The organism is Bordetella sputigena (genome assembly GCF_965137885.1).
Classification (GTDB): Bacteria; Pseudomonadota; Gammaproteobacteria; order Burkholderiales; family Burkholderiaceae_B; genus Bordetella_C; species Bordetella_C sputigena.
In genome coordinates, this window is sequence record NZ_CBCSCA010000003.1 from 318,657 (window position 1) to 335,523 (window position 16,867).

General features: G+C 65.0%; 17 protein-coding genes. 7 read left to right on the forward strand and 10 right to left on the reverse strand.

From position 1 onward, the window contains the following. The first annotated feature begins 14 nt into the window (after positions 1-14). Both ACNA0R_RS07360 and phnN read left to right on the forward strand, forming a co-directional pair. Entirely contained in the window at positions 15-749 is a 735-nt protein-coding gene (locus ACNA0R_RS07360) for a DUF1045 domain-containing protein (protein WP_415825296.1), read from the forward strand. Next, complete coding sequence (gene phnN, locus ACNA0R_RS07365; RefSeq protein ID WP_415825297.1) at positions 746-1,309, forward strand: phosphonate metabolism protein/1,5-bisphosphokinase (PRPP-forming) PhnN; 564 nt, start codon at positions 746-748, stop codon at positions 1,307-1,309. Before ACNA0R_RS07360 ends, phnN begins: the two co-directional genes overlap by 4 nt. 106 nt (positions 1,310-1,415) lie before the next feature. On the opposite strand, the gene ACNA0R_RS07370 is transcribed toward phnN, so the two are convergent. After that, a complete protein-coding gene (locus ACNA0R_RS07370; RefSeq protein WP_415825298.1) occupies positions 1,416-2,369 on the reverse strand; it encodes a LysR family transcriptional regulator in 954 nt (317 codons plus the stop codon). Positions 2,370-2,522: 153 nt separating this feature from the next. On the opposite strand from ACNA0R_RS07370, the gene ACNA0R_RS07375 reads away from it, so the two are divergent. Further along, on the forward strand, positions 2,523-3,407 hold the full coding sequence (locus tag ACNA0R_RS07375) for a TauD/TfdA dioxygenase family protein (RefSeq protein WP_415825299.1): 885 nt from the start codon (positions 2,523-2,525) through the stop codon (positions 3,405-3,407). A gap of 258 nt (positions 3,408-3,665) precedes the next feature. Here ACNA0R_RS07375 and ACNA0R_RS07380 read toward each other — a convergent pair whose 3' ends face one another. After that, positions 3,666-5,165, reverse strand: coding sequence for a S8 family serine peptidase (locus ACNA0R_RS07380; RefSeq protein WP_415825558.1), 1,500 nt, complete (start codon positions 5,163-5,165; stop codon positions 3,666-3,668). A gap of 512 nt (positions 5,166-5,677) precedes the next feature. On the opposite strand from ACNA0R_RS07380, the gene ACNA0R_RS07385 reads away from it, so the two are divergent. Continuing rightward, on the forward strand, positions 5,678-6,556 hold the full coding sequence (locus tag ACNA0R_RS07385; RefSeq protein ID WP_415825300.1) for a TrmB family transcriptional regulator: 879 nt from the start codon (positions 5,678-5,680) through the stop codon (positions 6,554-6,556). Here the strand turns inward: ACNA0R_RS07385 and ACNA0R_RS07390 are convergent. After that, complete coding sequence (locus tag ACNA0R_RS07390) at positions 6,553-7,638, reverse strand: mandelate racemase/muconate lactonizing enzyme family protein (protein WP_415825301.1); 1,086 nt, start codon at positions 7,636-7,638, stop codon at positions 6,553-6,555. The two genes, ACNA0R_RS07385 and ACNA0R_RS07390, sit on opposite strands and share 4 nt — an antisense overlap. A 294-nt stretch (positions 7,639-7,932) precedes the next feature. On the opposite strand from ACNA0R_RS07390, the gene ACNA0R_RS07395 reads away from it, so the two are divergent. Further along, on the forward strand, positions 7,933-8,988 hold the full coding sequence (locus ACNA0R_RS07395; RefSeq protein WP_415825302.1) for a Bug family tripartite tricarboxylate transporter substrate binding protein: 1,056 nt from the start codon (positions 7,933-7,935) through the stop codon (positions 8,986-8,988). Between the two features lie 91 nt (positions 8,989-9,079). Here the strand turns inward: ACNA0R_RS07395 and ACNA0R_RS07400 are convergent, their stop codons facing one another. The 5 genes from ACNA0R_RS07400 to phnC form a co-directional block, all read right to left on the reverse strand. Continuing rightward, entirely contained in the window at positions 9,080-9,517 is a 438-nt protein-coding gene (locus ACNA0R_RS07400; RefSeq protein ID WP_415825303.1) for a hypothetical protein, read from the reverse strand. A 132-nt stretch (positions 9,518-9,649) separates the two neighbouring features. Further along, complete coding sequence (locus ACNA0R_RS07405) at positions 9,650-10,201, reverse strand: phosphonate degradation HD-domain oxygenase (protein ID WP_415825305.1); 552 nt, start codon at positions 10,199-10,201, stop codon at positions 9,650-9,652. 10 nt (positions 10,202-10,211) lie between these two features. Next, complete coding sequence (phnE, locus tag ACNA0R_RS07410) at positions 10,212-11,009, reverse strand: phosphonate ABC transporter, permease protein PhnE (protein ID WP_415825306.1); 798 nt, start codon at positions 11,007-11,009, stop codon at positions 10,212-10,214. Between the two features lie 125 nt (positions 11,010-11,134). Further along, positions 11,135-12,127, reverse strand: coding sequence for a phosphonate ABC transporter substrate-binding protein (gene phnD, locus ACNA0R_RS07415; protein WP_415825307.1), 993 nt, complete (start codon positions 12,125-12,127; stop codon positions 11,135-11,137). Positions 12,128-12,163: 36 nt separating this feature from the next. After that, entirely contained in the window at positions 12,164-13,036 is an 873-nt protein-coding gene (gene phnC, locus ACNA0R_RS07420; protein WP_415825308.1) for a phosphonate ABC transporter ATP-binding protein, read from the reverse strand. 235 nt (positions 13,037-13,271) lie between these two features. Here phnC and ACNA0R_RS07425 point away from each other — a divergent pair, with 235 nt between their 5' ends. After that, positions 13,272-14,366 carry an acyltransferase family protein gene (locus ACNA0R_RS07425; RefSeq protein WP_415825309.1) on the forward strand — a complete coding sequence of 365 codons (1,095 nt, stop codon included), beginning with the start codon at positions 13,272-13,274 and terminating at the stop codon, positions 14,364-14,366. On the opposite strand, the gene mctP is transcribed toward ACNA0R_RS07425, so the two are convergent. Both mctP and ACNA0R_RS07435 read right to left on the reverse strand, forming a co-directional pair. Next, entirely contained in the window at positions 14,334-15,836 is a 1,503-nt protein-coding gene (mctP, locus tag ACNA0R_RS07430; RefSeq protein WP_415825310.1) for a monocarboxylate uptake permease MctP, read from the reverse strand. The two genes, ACNA0R_RS07425 and mctP, sit on opposite strands and share 33 nt — an antisense overlap. Then, a complete protein-coding gene (locus tag ACNA0R_RS07435; protein ID WP_415825311.1) occupies positions 15,833-16,012 on the reverse strand; it encodes a DUF3311 domain-containing protein in 180 nt (59 codons plus the stop codon). The genes mctP and ACNA0R_RS07435 overlap by 4 nt, the downstream gene beginning before the upstream one ends. A gap of 522 nt (positions 16,013-16,534) precedes the next feature. Between ACNA0R_RS07435 and infA the strand changes: the two genes are divergently transcribed. Beyond that, positions 16,535-16,798, forward strand: a complete 264-nt coding sequence (infA, locus tag ACNA0R_RS07440) for a translation initiation factor IF-1 (RefSeq protein WP_415825312.1) — start codon at positions 16,535-16,537, stop codon at positions 16,796-16,798. Positions 16,799-16,867: the final 69 nt, after the last annotated feature.

Below are 16,867 nucleotides of genomic sequence, written 5' to 3' on the forward strand. Positions count from 1 at the left end.
AGAGATTCGACGCTATGCCGCGAGCCCACCGCTACGCTGTTTATCTGGCCCCGGTCGGCGCCTGGCGTGAGTTCGGCGCCGCCTGGCTGGGCCGCGACGAGGAAACCGGCCAGCGCCTGCCGCGCGCGCGGGACGACGACCCGCGCCTGGATGCCTGGACCGAAGCGCCCCGCCACTACGGCTTGCACGCCACGCTGAAACCGCCTTTTCACCTGCGCAACGGCACGACGGCGGCCGCCCTGGATGAGGCGGTGCGCACGCTGGCGCGCACGCGCACGCCGTTCAGCATCGCCTTGACCCTGCGCGCGCTGCGCGGCTTCCTGGCCTGGTGCCTGCCGGAGGACGCCGCCACGCACGCCCGCGTGCGCGAACTGGCGGACCGCGTGGTACGCGACCTGGACCCGTTTCGCGCTCCGCCCACGCCTGCGGAGATCGCGCGCCGCCGCCCGGACCAGCTGACCTTGCCGCAGCAGCGCATGCTGGCCGAATGGGGCTACCCCTATGTCTTCGACACCTTCACGTTCCACATCACGTTGACCGGCCAGCTTGGCGCCACCGATCTGGACCACGCCCAGGAACTGTTGCGGGCGCGCGCCGGACGGGCGCTGGATGGCGCGATGCCCGTCGCGGCGGTCAGCGTATATGTGCAGCCTCGCGCCGACGAACCCTTCGTCGTGGCGCGGCACTATGGCTTCGACGGCACGGTGCGCGACGCGGCCGGCGCACGCTATATGGACGACGCGCCATGAATACCGCGACGATGCCGCTGATCTACGTCATGGGTGCATCGGGCAGCGGCAAGGACACGCTGTTGCGCCATGTGCGGGCGATGAGCGCGCCGCAGGACCGCCTGCTGGTCGCGCATCGCTACATCACTCGGCCCAGCAGCGCCGACGAGGCCTCGGTGGCGCTGACCGAAGAGGAATTCATGCGCCGTGAAAGCCTGGGCTGCTTCGCGCTGTCCTGGCGCAGCCATGGCCTGGCCTATGGCATAGGCGTGGAAATCGACGCCTGGATGGCCGCCGGCGTGACCGTGCTGGTCAATGGCTCGCGCGCCCATCTTCCCGCGGCATGCGCGCGCTACCCGGGCTTGTGCGCAGTGGAAATCACGGTCGATGCGCAGGCGCTGAAGCAGCGACTGGCCGGGCGGGGCCGCGAAAGCGGCCAGGCCGTCGAACAGCGCCTGGCGCGCGCCAGCGTGGCCTTCGATGTACCCGCGGGTTGCGAACGCCTGACGATAGACAACAACGGCGCGCCGGAACAGGCCGCCGCAAGGCTGCTGGACATCGCGCGGCACCGCCACGCATGACCTGTTTCCCGGCCGGCATTAAGGCCGGAAGCAGGGCTGGCATTATCGGCGTGCGGCCGGACGGCCGGGTCCACAGCAGCGCATCCGCGCCGTCCGGCCGACGGTGTCATCGCATGCGGGCGGCTTCCACGACATAGCCATGGAAGCGATGCAATAAGGGATCTTCCAGCGACAGCCGGTGGTACGCCAGCATCACCGGATTGACGGGCAGCGCGCGCCGCACCTTGACGATGCGCAGCACGCCGAAGCCGACGTGCCGGCGCACGATGGATTCGGGCGCGATGGACACCAGCCGCGACGCGGCGACCAGCGCCAGATTGGCCTCGAACGAGCGGGTTTCCATCAACGGCCTGATCGCCGTCAGCCCTTGCTGCGTCCAGAACGCGTCGAAGGCCCCGCGCGAGGTGGTGCCGCGTTCCGGCAGGGTCCAGCCCAATGCGGCAAGACGCGGCAGGGATACCTGGCCCCGCGGAATATCCGGATGATCGGCGGCACAGTAGATTACGGTGCGTTCGTCGAAAAGACGTTCGATGACCCATTCGTCGTCACATTGGTCGCCGATGTCCCGCACATTGCCGCGCAGGATGGAAAAGTCCAGATCGCCGGTGACCAGGGCGTCGAACAGGTCCATGGAGTTGCCTTCGCGAACCTCGAAGCGCATGCCCTCGGCACTGGCGTCGGCGCTGGCGTCGGCCGCCGCACCGCGCGCCGGATAAACGCGCTCCAGCAGACGCGGCAGCACCGTATGCATCGCACGCGGGATGCAACCCAGGCGGATGGGCGGGGTGTCGCCGGCCGTCAGATCACTCAGGCGCTCCATGCTGCGCAATGCAAAACGGGCGCGCGGCAGGATCAGGCGGCCTTGCGCGGTGGGCACGCTGCCGTGGCTGGAGCGTTCGAACAATCGCGCGCCGATCAGCGCTTCCGCCTCGCCCAGCAGGCGGGACAGCACGGGTTGCTGCACGCCCAGCTCGCGCGCGGCGCGATGCACCGACCGGCTTTCCGCCACGGCGACCAGGGCTTCGATATGGCGGCGCTGCAAGGTTTTTTTCTTCGGCATGGATGGAAGGTGTCGCGGCGCGAGCACGTCACGGGGATACTGATCCAGTATAACGATATGCCTTATATATATCATTTACGGCATTACCCTCGATTGCTATATTGGGTTCCAGCCGCCCGGCCCTCGACATCACGAACCGCAGAGGTCGACATCATGTCCTCGATTACCGTTACCCCCCTCGCGCCGGCGCTCGGCGCTGAGATTTCCGGCGTCGACCTGCGCGCGCCACTGGCCGCCGACGAGCTGGAGGCGATCAAGCGCGCGTGGGCCGACCATCTGGTCCTGCGCTTTCGCGGCCAATTGCTCAGCGATCCCGAACTGCTGTCGCTGAGCCGCGCCTTCGGCGATCTGGACCCTCCCGGTCCCAACCCCTACGGCAAGCCTTTCCTGACGGAGTTTCCCGAGATCAATGTGATCTCCAATGTGAAGAAAGACGGCGTGCCCATCGGCAACCTGGGCGACGGCGAAGCGGTATGGCACTGCGACATGACCTATATCGACACGCCGCCCATGGCCGCAATGCTGCATGCGCTGGACGTGCCGCCCAGCGGCGGGGATACCTACTGGGCCAATATGTACACGGCCTATGAGACGCTGCCCGCGCATCTCAAGCAGGCCATCGCCGGCCGGCGCGCCATCCACGACGCCACCTACAACAGCGCCGGCATGATGCGCAAGGGCATGAAGGAAATTACCGACCCGCGCGAAGCGCCGGGCGCGCATCATCCGCTGGTGGTACGGCATCCGGAAACGGGCCGCGCCGCCCTGTATCTGGGGCGCCGCCGCAACAGCTACGTCCTGGGCCTGTCGCTGGACGAAAGCAATGCCTTGCTCGACCAACTGTGGGCGCACGCCACGCAGCCTGCATTCACCTTCCGCCAGCAGTGGCAGCCGCACGACCTGATTCTGTGGGACAACCGCTGCACGCTGCATCGCCGCGACGCCTTCGATCCCAGCGTCAGCCGGATCATGCACCGCACGCAGATCAAAGGCATTGCGACGATACCCTACGAACAGGAAAGCGCCATGACGGCCTGACACGGGTCATCACCGCGCCAAATACCGGCATCGCCATGTTGGTAGCACAGGCGGCCCAGGCCCATGGGCTGCTGGAAACGGGCGGCAGCTTGGGGAAAACGTCATGGGCGGCGGACCCCGCGTAGCCCAGCAGGGACAGGCCGGCGCTGAACCCGCCGACGCCCAGCAGCAGGGCGGCGGCCAGGCGCTTGCACAACCTGATGCAGGAACGCAGGCGCCCTCGCCTGACCCGCCTACGCCGCGCGCGAGCCATGCGCGTCAATGCCCAAGTACGCGCAGTTCCCACGACAGGATGCTGCTGGACGGCGCGGGATCTTTGGCATCGACGACCTGCAGGGTCCATGTACCGCGCGCGGACTCGTCCAGGAAGGCATTGGAGGCGGCCAGGTCGATGGAGAACGTATCCTGGCCGGGCATCAGGGCCAGCAGAGTGTGCGCGGGCAGTATGATGCTGCGTGTACCCGACGGCGATGTCAGCACGATGTGCAGTTGGCCCGGCGGATTCTCATGATTCGTGCGCAGGCGCAATTGGACGGTTTCGATCTTGATGTCCTGGTCGACCGTGATATGCGATCCGCTCGCGGGAGCACTCTTCGCGACGATGGGCACATTGCTTTCCGTGGTGGCCAGCCAGCCCGTATTGCGCAGCGGGCCCAGGGGCACGTGGCGTTGCGCGGCCCGCACGGCGGCGGTGGCATCGACCAGCCCGAAACCATACCAGGTACTGAATGAGCGGCCCGCCGCGTTGGTCACCCAGCCGTCGTCCAGCACCAGGCCCTGCCAGGCCAGTCGCGGCCGGTCCGCATCGACCTTGCGCGCGGTGGTCGCCAGAATGTATTTGATATCCCGCCAGCCCAGCTCTGGATTGGCCTGCAGCAGCAGCGCGGCGACGCCGGTTACCGTGGGCGTTGCCGCCGATGTCCCGTTGGCGCGGGCGGTGTAATTGCCGCTGGGGTCTATGCTGGACATGCTGCCGCTATCCAGGGCATTGAACCGCGGATTGCCGGGCGCGTCGCGATTCAACCCGCTGGCCACGCCCATGGTATCGGCGGCCACCAGGGCCGGCGCGTACAGATGATCGTCCGCGATGCGCGACTTTGTTCCGTGGGCGCCGGACTCCGCCAACCGGGAAGATTCCACGGATTCGCCGGACTCCACGGTGTACTTCCGCTCCTGGCCGAACTCGCCCCCCAAGCCGGACACCCAGAGCGCCGAACCGGTATTGGAGTACGAAGACTTGACGCCCTGCGCGTTCACCGCGGCGACCGTCACCGTCTGTGCCATTGAGTTCAGCCGCTCCGCCGTCGTGGTCAGGCAACTGACGCCCGTGCCGGAGGTCTCTTCACGGCACATCTCTTCGCTGATGCCTACCTTGTATGGCTTGAAGAACTCATTTCCCCCTGCCTTGATGACGAGCGAACCCTTGCCTTCCGCGATTTCCATATCCGGGTATTCGGTTGTCGAGTAAGGCTCGAAGATGAAGGAGGAAGCCCCGCCGCTGATATTGCGTATCGGGGGAACTGGAAAGCTACGCGCGCCGGGCGCGAGCATGTCCAGCACTTTGGCTTCGGGAGCGATGCTGCCGCCGCCTTTGCCATTGTTCTGCACGGCGGCGATGATGCTCGCGGTAGCCGTGGCATGGGCCACGTCGTGGTCATTGAGGGCGGCGGGACCCAGCGGCTCGCGCACCAGCAGGTTCGGCGCCAGATCCTCATGGTCCACATCGATGCGACTCTGCTCGTGTACGCCCACCACCACGCCTTTGCCGGTGATGCCCTGCCGATGCAGCGTCCCCAGGTTCAGATCGATGCCGGGCTTGGGACGGGTGTCCGCGAATGCGTACTGGCCCGTATTCTTCAGATGCCACTGATACGGGTAAAGCGGGTCGTCCGGGACGGCATTTTCGAAGGCTCGCGCGGCGCGGCCGGCGGCGTCGGACGCCGCGGNGGCGCGCGGCGCGGGNGCGGGCGCGGGCGCGNGCAGCAGATTGATATCGGGTGAAGTTACCGTAACGACGGTGGCAGGCATGGACTGGATCCTCTTGAAGCGCCAGAGAGACAGGCCGCCATGGGTGGCGCGGCACCCGCGCCCTGATCCGCCCGCCACGGAAAAGCGAAGGCCCACATAACTTCGCCGTTTTACGTTGTCGTTTCGAAGACTACGAAAATCACCAAGACTGGTTCATAGCGGTTTGATCCGAGCATGGCGTCCGCGATCCCGGCAAAAAGGGGCTCTGCTAAACTCGCACGGTTTTCGATGGGGTACCCCCTATGAGCGTCAAGCATGTGGCCAGGGACGACACATCCGTGGACAACATTTCCGGCGATTTGAAACGCCTTGGCTTCACGGAATACGAAGCCAAGGTTTATGTGCAACTGCTGGGAATGCCGCCATCGACGGCATACGAAATATCGAAACAGGCCGGCGTGCCGCGGCCCAACACCTATAGCGCCCTGGACAGCCTGGCGCGCCGGGGCGCGGTACTGCCGGTGCGCGAAAACCCCACCTGCTATGTCGCCGCGCGCCCTCGCGAACTACTCGACGCGATTGCGCGGCAGACGCGTTCCCTATGCACCGGGCTGACGGAACGGCTGGAAGCCGTGACACCGCGAACGGACGACCAGTATGTGTGGACCCTGCGCGGCGATTCGGCGGTGCACGAGCATATCGACATGCTGATCGAACGCAGCAGCGAAACGGTGTGGATCAAGGCGGCGGACCATGTGCTGCGGCGCCATGCCGCCGGCTTGCGCGAAGCTGCCGTCACGCGTGGCGTCCGGCTATTGATCGTGCTGTTCGGAACGAACGCCGATGAGTTCCGGTATACCGAAAAATGCCACGTCTATATCCATGAGAACAACGGCGTGCGCATGGGCACGGCCGACAATCTATTCACATTAGCGGTCGATTATCGGGAAATGCTGACGGCCAATGTCGAAGGCGACGTCATCGCGGCGCATTCCAAGAATATGCCCATCGTCACCATGGCCTTGTCGCTGATCCGCCATGATTACTACATGGCGGAGATCTTCGCCCGGTTCGGCGACCAGATCGACGAGGCCTTCGGGCCGTATTTGCGCGATCTGCGCTTGCCCAGTTTCACGCCCGAGCAGGTTGCCTCGTTCAAGAAGAATACCGGCCTGGGCTAGCGGGTATCGCCGGGAAAGTCGCGCCGCTCTATCGTCAGAGCATCGATGGCGGCGTGATCCAGTTCGGGCCGATAGCCCGCCGGCATGGTCACCGCGCCGTTCTCGAAGCCCAGCGGCTGGCGAAAGAGCTTGGCCGGGTGCTTCAGGAAACCATTGAATTCGCCGGCATTATCGATCGTCGTGCGCGCCACGCAGGCTTCCATCCAGTTGTGGATTTCGCTGCCGAGCCCGTCGCCCAGGACCGGCCGCATGCCGTTGGCGCGGACCCGGTTCAGGCCTTCCGCCAGGCGTTCCATGCTGCCGAAGCGTTTCAGCTTGAGCTTGCAGTAGCCGACGTTGCGCAGCGTGGCGGCGCGATCGATATCCGCCAGGGCGCAAATGGGTTCGTCCAGCATCAAAGGCACGGGGCTGGCGCCGGCCACCGCCGCATTGGCGTCCCAATCGTCAGCGTCGCAGGGCTGCTCGAATAGATCGATACCCGCCGGATCCAACTTGCCGACGAACGCGATGGCGTCATCGCGGCTGTAGGCGCGGTTGGCGTCCAGGCGCAGCGTGGCGCGGCCCGCGGCCGCCTGCTGGATGACGCGGACGCGCTCGAGGTCGGCGCCCACGTCCTTGCCGACCTTTACCTTGAACACGCGGAAGCCGGCGGCGATACGGCGCTCTATTTCCTCCGCGATGGCGGCGGGCTCCAGCGCGCCGACGGGCACCAGCAAGGGCAGCACCGTGTCCCGCGCGACATCCAGGAACGGCGAACCTTCCAGCGCCTCTATCGCGCAAACCATGGCGGTCACCGCGACCTTGCTGTCCTCGAACCTGTCCAGCAGCGCCTGCTTGGCCTGCGCGGTATCGCGGCCGAGCAGCGTGGCCAATTGCTCCAGGCAGAAGGCCCATGCGCCTTCGCGCGTCTCGCTGCTCGAGCCTGGCGACACATGGCCATCGGCGTAGGCCTGCCGCCCCGTGTCGTCCTCCAGCTCCACCAGGTAGGGCTCGAACTCGGTGAATGTGCGGTAGGACAGCCGATACGGGCTGGACAGGGGCAGGCGCAGTCGGCGCAGGGTGATCTTGCGTATGGTGCTCATGCAGTCTCGTGCGAAAAACCGTCGTGAATGCGCCGGGCGGACAGGTGTCCGCGGCTTCTTGTTATGGTCGTTGCGTACACTACTACGATAATCAGGCACCTGCAACGCAAACGACATTCTGCTGCACCGCAAGGAACCTGGCACGTATATGCATATGCGTTTTTGCCCGATTGACGGGTTTGTTCCCTCCGCATCACAATCGCCAAATTAGTAGTTGTATCGGCGACAACGATATTGGGCCGTATCGGCTGCTGGGACCGCCCGGCCCCATGCCGGGCGGCAAGGGAGGCAGGAATGCAGGACCACGATAACGAGGGCGGCGGACAGCGGCACAGGCCGGCCGCGACGTACCGCGCAAGCAGGAGACTCTTCGCGCGCCGCTGGCTCGCGCTGGCCGCCACCGGCATCGCCGCTTGTGCGGCGCTGGCGGCCGCCCCGGCGCGGGCCGCCGACGACTGGCCCAGCAAGCCACTGACGATGCTGATCCCCTACGCGCCCGGGGGCACGACCGACATCATCGGCCGTATTCTCGCGGACAAGGTCGGGCGTATCCTCGGGCAAACGGTCGTCGCCGATAACCGCGGCGGCGCGGGCGGGACGATCGCCGGCACCATGCTGGCCCGCTCCAATCCGGACGGCTACACCTTCATGCTGGAGCACATCGGTTTCGCGTTCAATGCGACGCTGTATCCGCACCTGAGCTACGAGCCGCTGAAGGACATCACGCCGGTCGCCTATGTCGGCCAGACGCCGAACGTGCTGGTGGTCACCAACGCCATGCCCGTGCGCAACGTCAAGGAGTTCCTCGACTACGCGCGCACCCACCCCGGCGCGGTCAACTATGGATCGGGCGGCGTGGGCAGCGCCGGGCACCTGCCCATGGCATGGCTGCAGTCCAAGGAAAACCTGACGCTGACGCATATTCCCTACAAGGGATCCGGACCGGCCATCACGGACCTGATCTCCGGCCGCATCGAGGCCATGCTGTTGACCATCCCGGCGGTGCTGCCGTACATCCGCAGCGGCCAGGTGCGGCCGCTGGCCACGTCCGGCGCGGCGCGGGCCGCTTCGCTACCGGATCTGCCCACCATGCAGGAGGCCGGCATCAAAGGCTTCGATTACGAACCCTGGTACGGCGTCTTCGTGCGCGCCGGCACGCCGCCGGACATCGTCGCCAGGTTGCACGACGCCATCAACAAGGCGCTGACGGATCCCGAAACCCAAAAGAAAATGCTGGAACAAGGCCTGGCCGTGCAGACCTGGACGCAGCAGAAGTTCCAGCAAACGGTACGCGCCGACACCGAAAAATGGCACGGCATCATCACGTCGCTGAACATCAGGATGAATTGATTCGTGCCGGCGGCGGGCCGCGGACGATACACCTCGCGGCCGGCCGCCGCCGCGGAATATGCCACCCGCGCGCCAGTCGAAAACCCGAATGCTAGTTGATCGGGATGATCGTGAACAAAGTCGGATTGTTCGTGCTTCCGCTTTGGACCTTGCCCAACGCTATGCCGTCGTTGAACACCTTGCGCAGGGTCCAGTATTCGTCCGGACGCGGCTTCAGCCGGACGTTGCCTTTGTACACGCCGTTCACCACGCTGCCATCGGTGCCGACGACGTATTCGTAGAACTGCGGCGGGAGCTTTGTACCGGCCGTCAACACTGGCGTCGGCGTGGCGGAGCCGCCTTGATACAGGTATAGGCCGGTCGCTTCCGACTGTATGCTGCCGTCCGTGTACCAGACAAATCTGCATGACAGCGACGCCGTCGCTGCGCTCGCGGTGACTGGGCCGCCGCCCTTCGGGACGTCCAGGTATAGCCCATTGGGCCCCTGTATCGTGCAGTTCCACAGGACGTCTTTATTCGATCCGCTCATATCACGCTCCCGGCGCCCGCCGAAGGCGGCGCCCATGCTGGCAAACGCCACATGGCGTTCGTCCCGATGGGATACTAGGAGCGTCCCGGGCGCGAAGCTTTTACTTCGCGGCGGATTCTTTTGATTCCTGGTTCAGGCCGGATCGCCCACCGCCGCCACCGTCTCCAGCATGTCCAGGTAATGGCGTAGCGGCGGCGTGGCCGCGCCCGGCACCTTGGCCAGGTCGTCGTATCTGCGCAGGCGCACGGCTTCGCCGAAATACGGCAGGCGTTCGAATGCCCGCACCTCTTGTGCGGTGAACGGGCCGCCCTGGAGTACCAGGGTATCCTTGGACGCCTGGGACAGCGTGGCCCAATAGGCCGTGTCGACGGCGCACAGATAGCGCTTGGCGGGTACATGCAGCCGCACCGGCGCGATCACGCTCTCGCCCACCAAACCCAGCAAGGCGCGGGCACCGATGTCCTGGTGCCGCTTGTCTTCCATCGTGCTCTCGGCCATGACCAGATGGCCGATGTCGTGCAGCAGGCTGGCGACGATGGTGGCCGGGGTTTCGCCCGCCTGCTCCGCCAGCGCCGCGCACTGCAGCGCGTGTTCGGTCTGCGTGATGGCCTCGCCGCCGTAATAGGCGCTGCCGTAACCGGCAAACAGGCTTTCGATACGCGAGAGTGTCAGGGTTTCGGACATGGCGGTTTCCTCAGATGAAGACTTTGCGGATGCGCGACGACAGCACATCGATGGCCGTCACGAAGACGATGATGATGATCATCACCGCGCAGGTCTGGGCGTACTGGAAGCTGCGGATGATCTCCCACAGCACCATGCCGATGCCGCCGGCGCCGACGATGCCCACCACCGACGCCGAGCGCACGTTCGATTCGAAACGGTATAGCGAATAGGAAATCCACAAGGGCAGGACCTGCGGGATCACGCCGAAGACGATCTCCTCGATGGCGCCGGCGCCGGTGGCGCGCACGCCTTCGACGGGCCGGGGGTCGATGGCTTCGACGGCTTCGGAGAACAGCTTGGCCAGCACGCCCAGCGTATGCACCCACAAGGCCAGCACCCCGGCGAAGGGACCCAGGCCCACCGCCACGATGAACAGCATGGCGAAGACCATTTCATTGATGGCGCGGCAGGCATCCATCAGGCGGCGCACGGGCTGGTACACCCAGGCCGGCACGATGTTGGACGAGCACAGCAGGCTCATCGGCACGGCCAGCACGATCGCCAGGAACGTGCCCCAGACGGCGATCTGCACCGTGACCAGCATCTCTTCCAGGTACATGCGCCAGTCGCGGAAGTTCGGCGGGAAGAAATCCCGCGCGAACTGCGACATGTTGCCCGAGTCGCGGAACAGATCCATGGGACGCATATCGGCGCCCTGCCAGGACGCGGCCAGCACCGCGATGACGATGGCCCAAACCAGCATGGTGGACAGAGAGCCCTTGACGGGCGTAGGCGCGGGGCGCGCCGGAGTAAGGGTGGCGCTCATGGGGACACTCATGGGTTCGTACTGCGGGTCTCGTACTGCATTCCGTGCGGATCACCGCGGGTTCGATGCGCGGAATCGCCACGCAAGAACGCCGCGCGACAGTGCGCGCGGCGCTGCGGACAGGCTTACTGCGCTTTGGCCGCGGCGACCTGCCTGGACAGCTCGGCCAGCTTGGCATCCATCTCGGCCAGCTTCTGCTGCTTTTCCTGGGCGCTGAGCGTCGTATCGTGCTCGACCTTGGCGCGCTGGCCGGCCAGGCTGATCTGGCGGATCGGCAGCAGCTGGCCGTTGTCGGAAGCGACGAAGCCCTTATAGGTCAGCGCCTGCAGGTTCTTCAATTCCTGCGCGGCGTTGGGGCCGCTCTTGCCGTAGTTGACGAAGAAGGCCTGGATCTTCTTCTTCAGGTCTGCCGGCAGGTCGGCGCGCCACACCAGCGGATCGGCCGGAATCAGCGGCGACTTCCACAGCACGCGCACCGAATCTTCGGGCGATTTTCCGGTATTGATCTTGTAGCGCTCCATGGCTTCCGTGTTGGTGATCGCCACGTCCACCTGGCCGTTCATCGCCGACAGCAGGTTGGTCTCATGGTTGGCGATACGGAAGTTCTTGAAGAAGGTCTTGGGGTCGATCTTGTTGGCGGCCCACAGGTAGTAGCCGGGAACGGCCGTGCCGGACGTGGAGTTGGGATCGCCGGCGCCGTAGCTCATGGTCTTGCCGTTCTTCAGCACGTCGTCCAGCGACGCGATCTTGCCGTTCTTCGCCGTGACCAGCACCGACCAGTAGCCCGGATTGCCGTCCTTGTCGATGACGTGGGCGAAGACTTCGCCTTGCGAGCGGTCCACGGCTTCGATCGCCGACAGGTTGCCGTACCAGGCCATCTGCACCTTGTTGAAGCGCATGCCTTCGATGATGCCGGCGTAGTCGGAAGCGAAGAAAGGCTTGACCTGAACGCCAAGCGCCTTGCTCAGATCATCGATGACGGGCTGCCAGCCGCTGCGCAGATTGGACGACGATTCCGTCGAAATAATGCCGAAATTCAGGGTCTTCGCGTCCTGGGCGAACGCCGGGGCGGTCAGGGCAGCGGTCGCGATCAAGGCGCAAAAAGTTCTGCGAAGCATGAGGGTAACTCCGTGTCTTGCGTAGGAAGGAAAAAACTAGGCGGCCGCCAGCTGCGGACGCCCAAGGGGATGTTGCGGCGCGGCGCCATCGGGCACATCGCCGTCGGCCGCGGCGCCATCCTGCTGCTGCGCCACCGGCATCAGTTCGTCGAGCTCGGCGCCGTACAGATCGCGCAGCATCCGCGCGGTCAACTGCGCGGACGGACCGTCGTAAACGACCTTGCCGTGCCGCAGCGCGATCACGCGCGGGCAATAGCGCATGGCCACGTCGACCTGGTGCAGCGATACCACGACCGCGACGCCGCGGCTGCGGTTGATCTGCGCCAGCGTGTCCATGACGCGGCGCGACGATTCCGGGTCCAGCGAAGCGATAGGCTCGTCGGCCAGGATGGTGCGGGCGTTCTGCACCAGCGTGCGGGCAATGGCCGCGCGCTGCTGCTGGCCGCCGGACAAATTGGAGGCGCGTTGGAAGGCATGGCTTTCTATGCCCACCTGCGCCAGCGCGTCCAGTCCGACCTGCACTTCAGACCGCAGGAACCAGCGCAACAGGCTGCGATACAGCGGCACGCGCGGCAGCATGCCGGCCAGCACATTGGTGATCACCGGCAGGCGGCCCACCAGGTTGAACTGCTGGAACACGAAACCGATGCCGGCGCGCGCGCGGCGCACGTCGCGGCTGATGCGGCCATTGCGCTGGATCAGGTCGCCATTGACGCGGATCTCCCCCGCGCCGGCGTCGCCCGCGACGAAGCCCGCCAGATGCCGCAGCAGCGTGGACTTCCCCGAACCGGACGCGCCCAGCAGCGCCACCATTTCACCGTTGCGCACCTGCAGGGTCACATCGTCCAGGGCCTTTTGTCCGGCGCGGAAGGACTTGCTGAGTCCGCGCACGTCGATTGCATAAGTCATAGCCGTAGGTCCGCATTCATAAGATGCGGGTAGTCTGGACAGGCCCGGTGACAGGAGCATGACGATGTAATAAAACATTCAGGTCGTCTTTGGTGACGATATGTTTGTTCGTCATCAGATTGAAATGCCGCCAGTGCAGGCATACAACCAAAGCATATGGATCATCTCCGGTCCATATGGAGGACGCAGCGATCGCGACCGACGCGCAGAATCGAGACATGTATGGAGACTGCACATGGGTTTGCTGAGGACGCTGTTCGCACTGTCGGTGGTGCTGGACCACTCCCCTTTCAACGACGGCAACATGCTGGTCGGGGGCCGGCTGGCGGTGCAACTCTTCTACGTCATATCCGGCTTCCTGATCTCCTACATCCTGACCACCAACGATGCCTATCGCAGCACCGCGCGCTTCTACGAAAACCGCCTGCTGCGGCTGTTCCCCACCTACTTCGCGGTGGCCGTCGTGGCGCTCGCCTTGAACGTCGTGGCGCATCCGGAATTCATGGACGTGTACCGCCGCAGCCCGAATAGCGCGGACCTGTTCCTGGTGCTGGCCAACCTGTTCATCTTCGGGCAGGACTGGCTGATGTTCTTCGGCATCAAGGGCGGCGAACTGGTGCTGACGGGCAGCTATGCCGACAGCGACGTGCCGCTATACGAGGGCCTGCTCATACCGCAGGCATGGACCCTGGGCGTCGAGCTCAGCTTCTACCTGATCGCGCCTTTCATTCTGCGTTCAATGCGCTGGGTGGTCGCGCTGTTCCTGGCCTCGCTCGCGCTGCGCGCCGTGCTGCTGCACGTCGGCGTGGCGCAGTCGGATCCGTGGAGCTATCGCTTCTTTCCGCTGGAACTGGCGCTGTTCCTGGCCGGCGCGCTATCGCATCGCCTGCTGCTGCCGATGTGGCAGAGATGGAGCGACCGCATCCACTACCTGCCCGAACTGGCCACCGGGCTGTTCGTGGTCTACGCGCTGTTCCATTTCTCGGTGACGATCAACCACAATGTGCGCGATGCGCTGGCGCTGGCCGCCTTCACCGGCATACTGCCGCTGACCTTCATCTACCAGGCGCGGCACCGGCTGGACAAAAAAATCGGGCAGCTGAGCTACCCGATCTATATCTCGCATTCGGTGGCCATCCTGCTGGTGCATCAGGCGACCAGCTGGATGGGGTTGACCGATGCCTTGCTCATTTCCACCTTGAACGTCCTGCTGTCGCTGGTGCTGGCCGCCTTGCTGTGGACCATGATCGACAGCAGGATCGACAAGGTGCGTGAACGCGTCAAGAGCGGCGCGCCGTCAGGCGCTCCGGCGCGCGCCCTGCGGGCCTGAGAACGCGCTGAGCAGTCCTTGCGCGATCACCGCGACGCCGATGTTCACCGCCAGGGCCACCAGGCCGGTGTAGATGCCATAGGTATCGCCGCCCACGACGAATGCATGCACCGGCTTGATGCCGTCCATGTATGCCAGGCTGGTGCCGGTGGCCAGGCCGACCAGCCAGCCCAGCAGCAGCGGGCCGCCACGGAACCAGCCGAAGAACAGGCCGAACACCACGGCGGGGAAGGTCTGCAGTATCCACACGCCGCCCAGCAGTTGCAGATCCAGCGCGTACTGCGTGGGCACGAAGACGATGAAGACCAGCGCGCCGACCTTGACCACCAGCGACACGATCTTGGCGACCTTGGCCTCGCCTTCCGAGCTCACGGCCGGGTTGACGTAGGCCTTCCAGAAGTTGCGCGTGAACAGATTCGCCGCGCCGATCGACATCACCGCCGCCGGCACCAGCGCGCCGATGGCGATGGCGGCGAAGGCGAAACCCGCGAACCAGCTGGGGAACAAGGTATTGAAGAGCGCCGGCACCACGTCATTGGCCGTCTTCGGATGCAGATTGGCCGCGTAGGCCATATAGCCCAGCAGCGCGATCAGGCCCAGCAGCAGCGTATAGGCCGGCAGGAAAATCGCGTTCTTGCGTATCGTATCGGCGCTCCTGGCCGCGAAAATGCCCGTCAGCGTATGCGGGTACATGAAAGCCGCCAGGGCCGACCCCAGCGCCAGCGTGGCATAGGGCAGGAACTGCGAGGCTTTCAGCGTCAGCCCGGTCGCGCCCCCTTTCGCGGCAAAGCCGGCGGCCGCCGAAGAGAACACCGCGCCGTAGCCGCCCAGCTTGACCGGCACCAGCACGATCGCGACCAGCACCACGATATAGATCATCAGGTCCTTGACGAAGGCGATCAGCGCGGGCGCGCGCAGGCCGGCGGAATAGGTATACAGCGCCAGGATCACGAAGGCGGCGGCCAGCGGCAATTCACCTTGCAGGCCCAGTGCCTTGATGACGACTTCCATGCCGACCAATTGCAGCGCGATATAAGGCATGGTCGCCAGCACGCCGGTGACCGCGATGGCCAGCTCCAGCGGCCGCGACTGGAAGCGCGCATAGACCACGTCGGCCGACGTGACGTGCCCGCCTTTATGCGCCACCCGCCACAGGCGCGGCATGATGGTGAAGACGATGGGATAGACCAGAATGGTGTAGGGCAGCGCGAAGAAGCCATAGGCGCCGACGGCATAGACCAGGGCCGGGACGGCGATGACGGTATACGCGGTATAGAAATCGCCGCCCACCAGGAACCAGGTGATCCAGGTGCCGAAGCGGCGTCCGCCCAGGCCCCACTCATCCAGGTGCGAGGCCGCGTCGCCACGCTGCCAGCGCGAAGCCGCGAAACCCATGACGGTGACCAGCACGAAAAAGAAAATGAACACGCTCAAGGCGGTCCAGTTGATCTTGGCGAGATCACCCATCATTCGTCTCCCCGATTGCGCTGGCTACGGTAGACGATCCACGTCAGGAACGCGGTAATCGGCACCCACAGAAGCTGGTACCAGTAGAAAAACGGAAAGCCGAACAGCTCGGGCAGGGTCTCGTTATAAAAGGGTACCCAGAGCAAGCCGATGAACGGCAGCAATAGCAGAATCCACATGCCTAGACTCGTTGTAAGAAGGTTGTCTCTCGATCTCGCCGCGATGGTTGGTCGCGGGGCGGACATGACGCCGCTCGGGCGAGGTAGCGCTCCGAAGGCGACGCGCAGGATACTCCCGTCCGGGAGCCAGCGCGGAAATGACCATTCGGCCGGTAGGGACCCGTGGATCAGGGTTTACACCAGGGTAAAATTAGACTACACTCTATTGCTTGTTGATCTTCGATAGATTGGCTTTGCGTCCAGCGGTACTGACTGGATGCCGTGAGCCTTCTCGAAGTCGGATCGGCCTGGGTGGATCTCCGGCCATTTTGCGGCTCCGCCGCTTCACCAGCTTCTTCCAGCGCGCCGGCCCGGCCGCTGCGACCAAGCGCCCGCCCTGGCGGGTTCAGCGGCCTCGACGGCCAGCGTCCTTGTCCTTATTCCGCGCGTCCCCCGACGCACCGGTCCCCGTGGTCCCAGGCCGCGCCCGCCCAGGCGCGTCGGCCCGAGGCCACGGCCCCCGTTCTTTTCTGGAGACTTGTCATGGCGAAAGAAGAATTGATTGAACTCGACGGCATCGTCGATGAAGTACTGCCCGACGCCCGCTATCGCGTCACGCTGGACAATGGCGTGGAAGTGGGCGCCTATGCGTCCGGCCGGCTGCGCAAGCACCGCATCCGCATCCTGGCGGGCGATCGTGTCACCCTGGAAATGTCGCCCTACGACCTGACCAAGGGACGCATCAATTTCCGTCACAAGGATGCCACCCCGGTGGCTCGCCAGGGCGCGCCTTCCTACAGGCGCTGAGGAACAGCCCTCGTTTCGGCCTGATTTCGATCGAATGCCGCGCCCGCGCTTGCGTTAATGTTGCGGCTT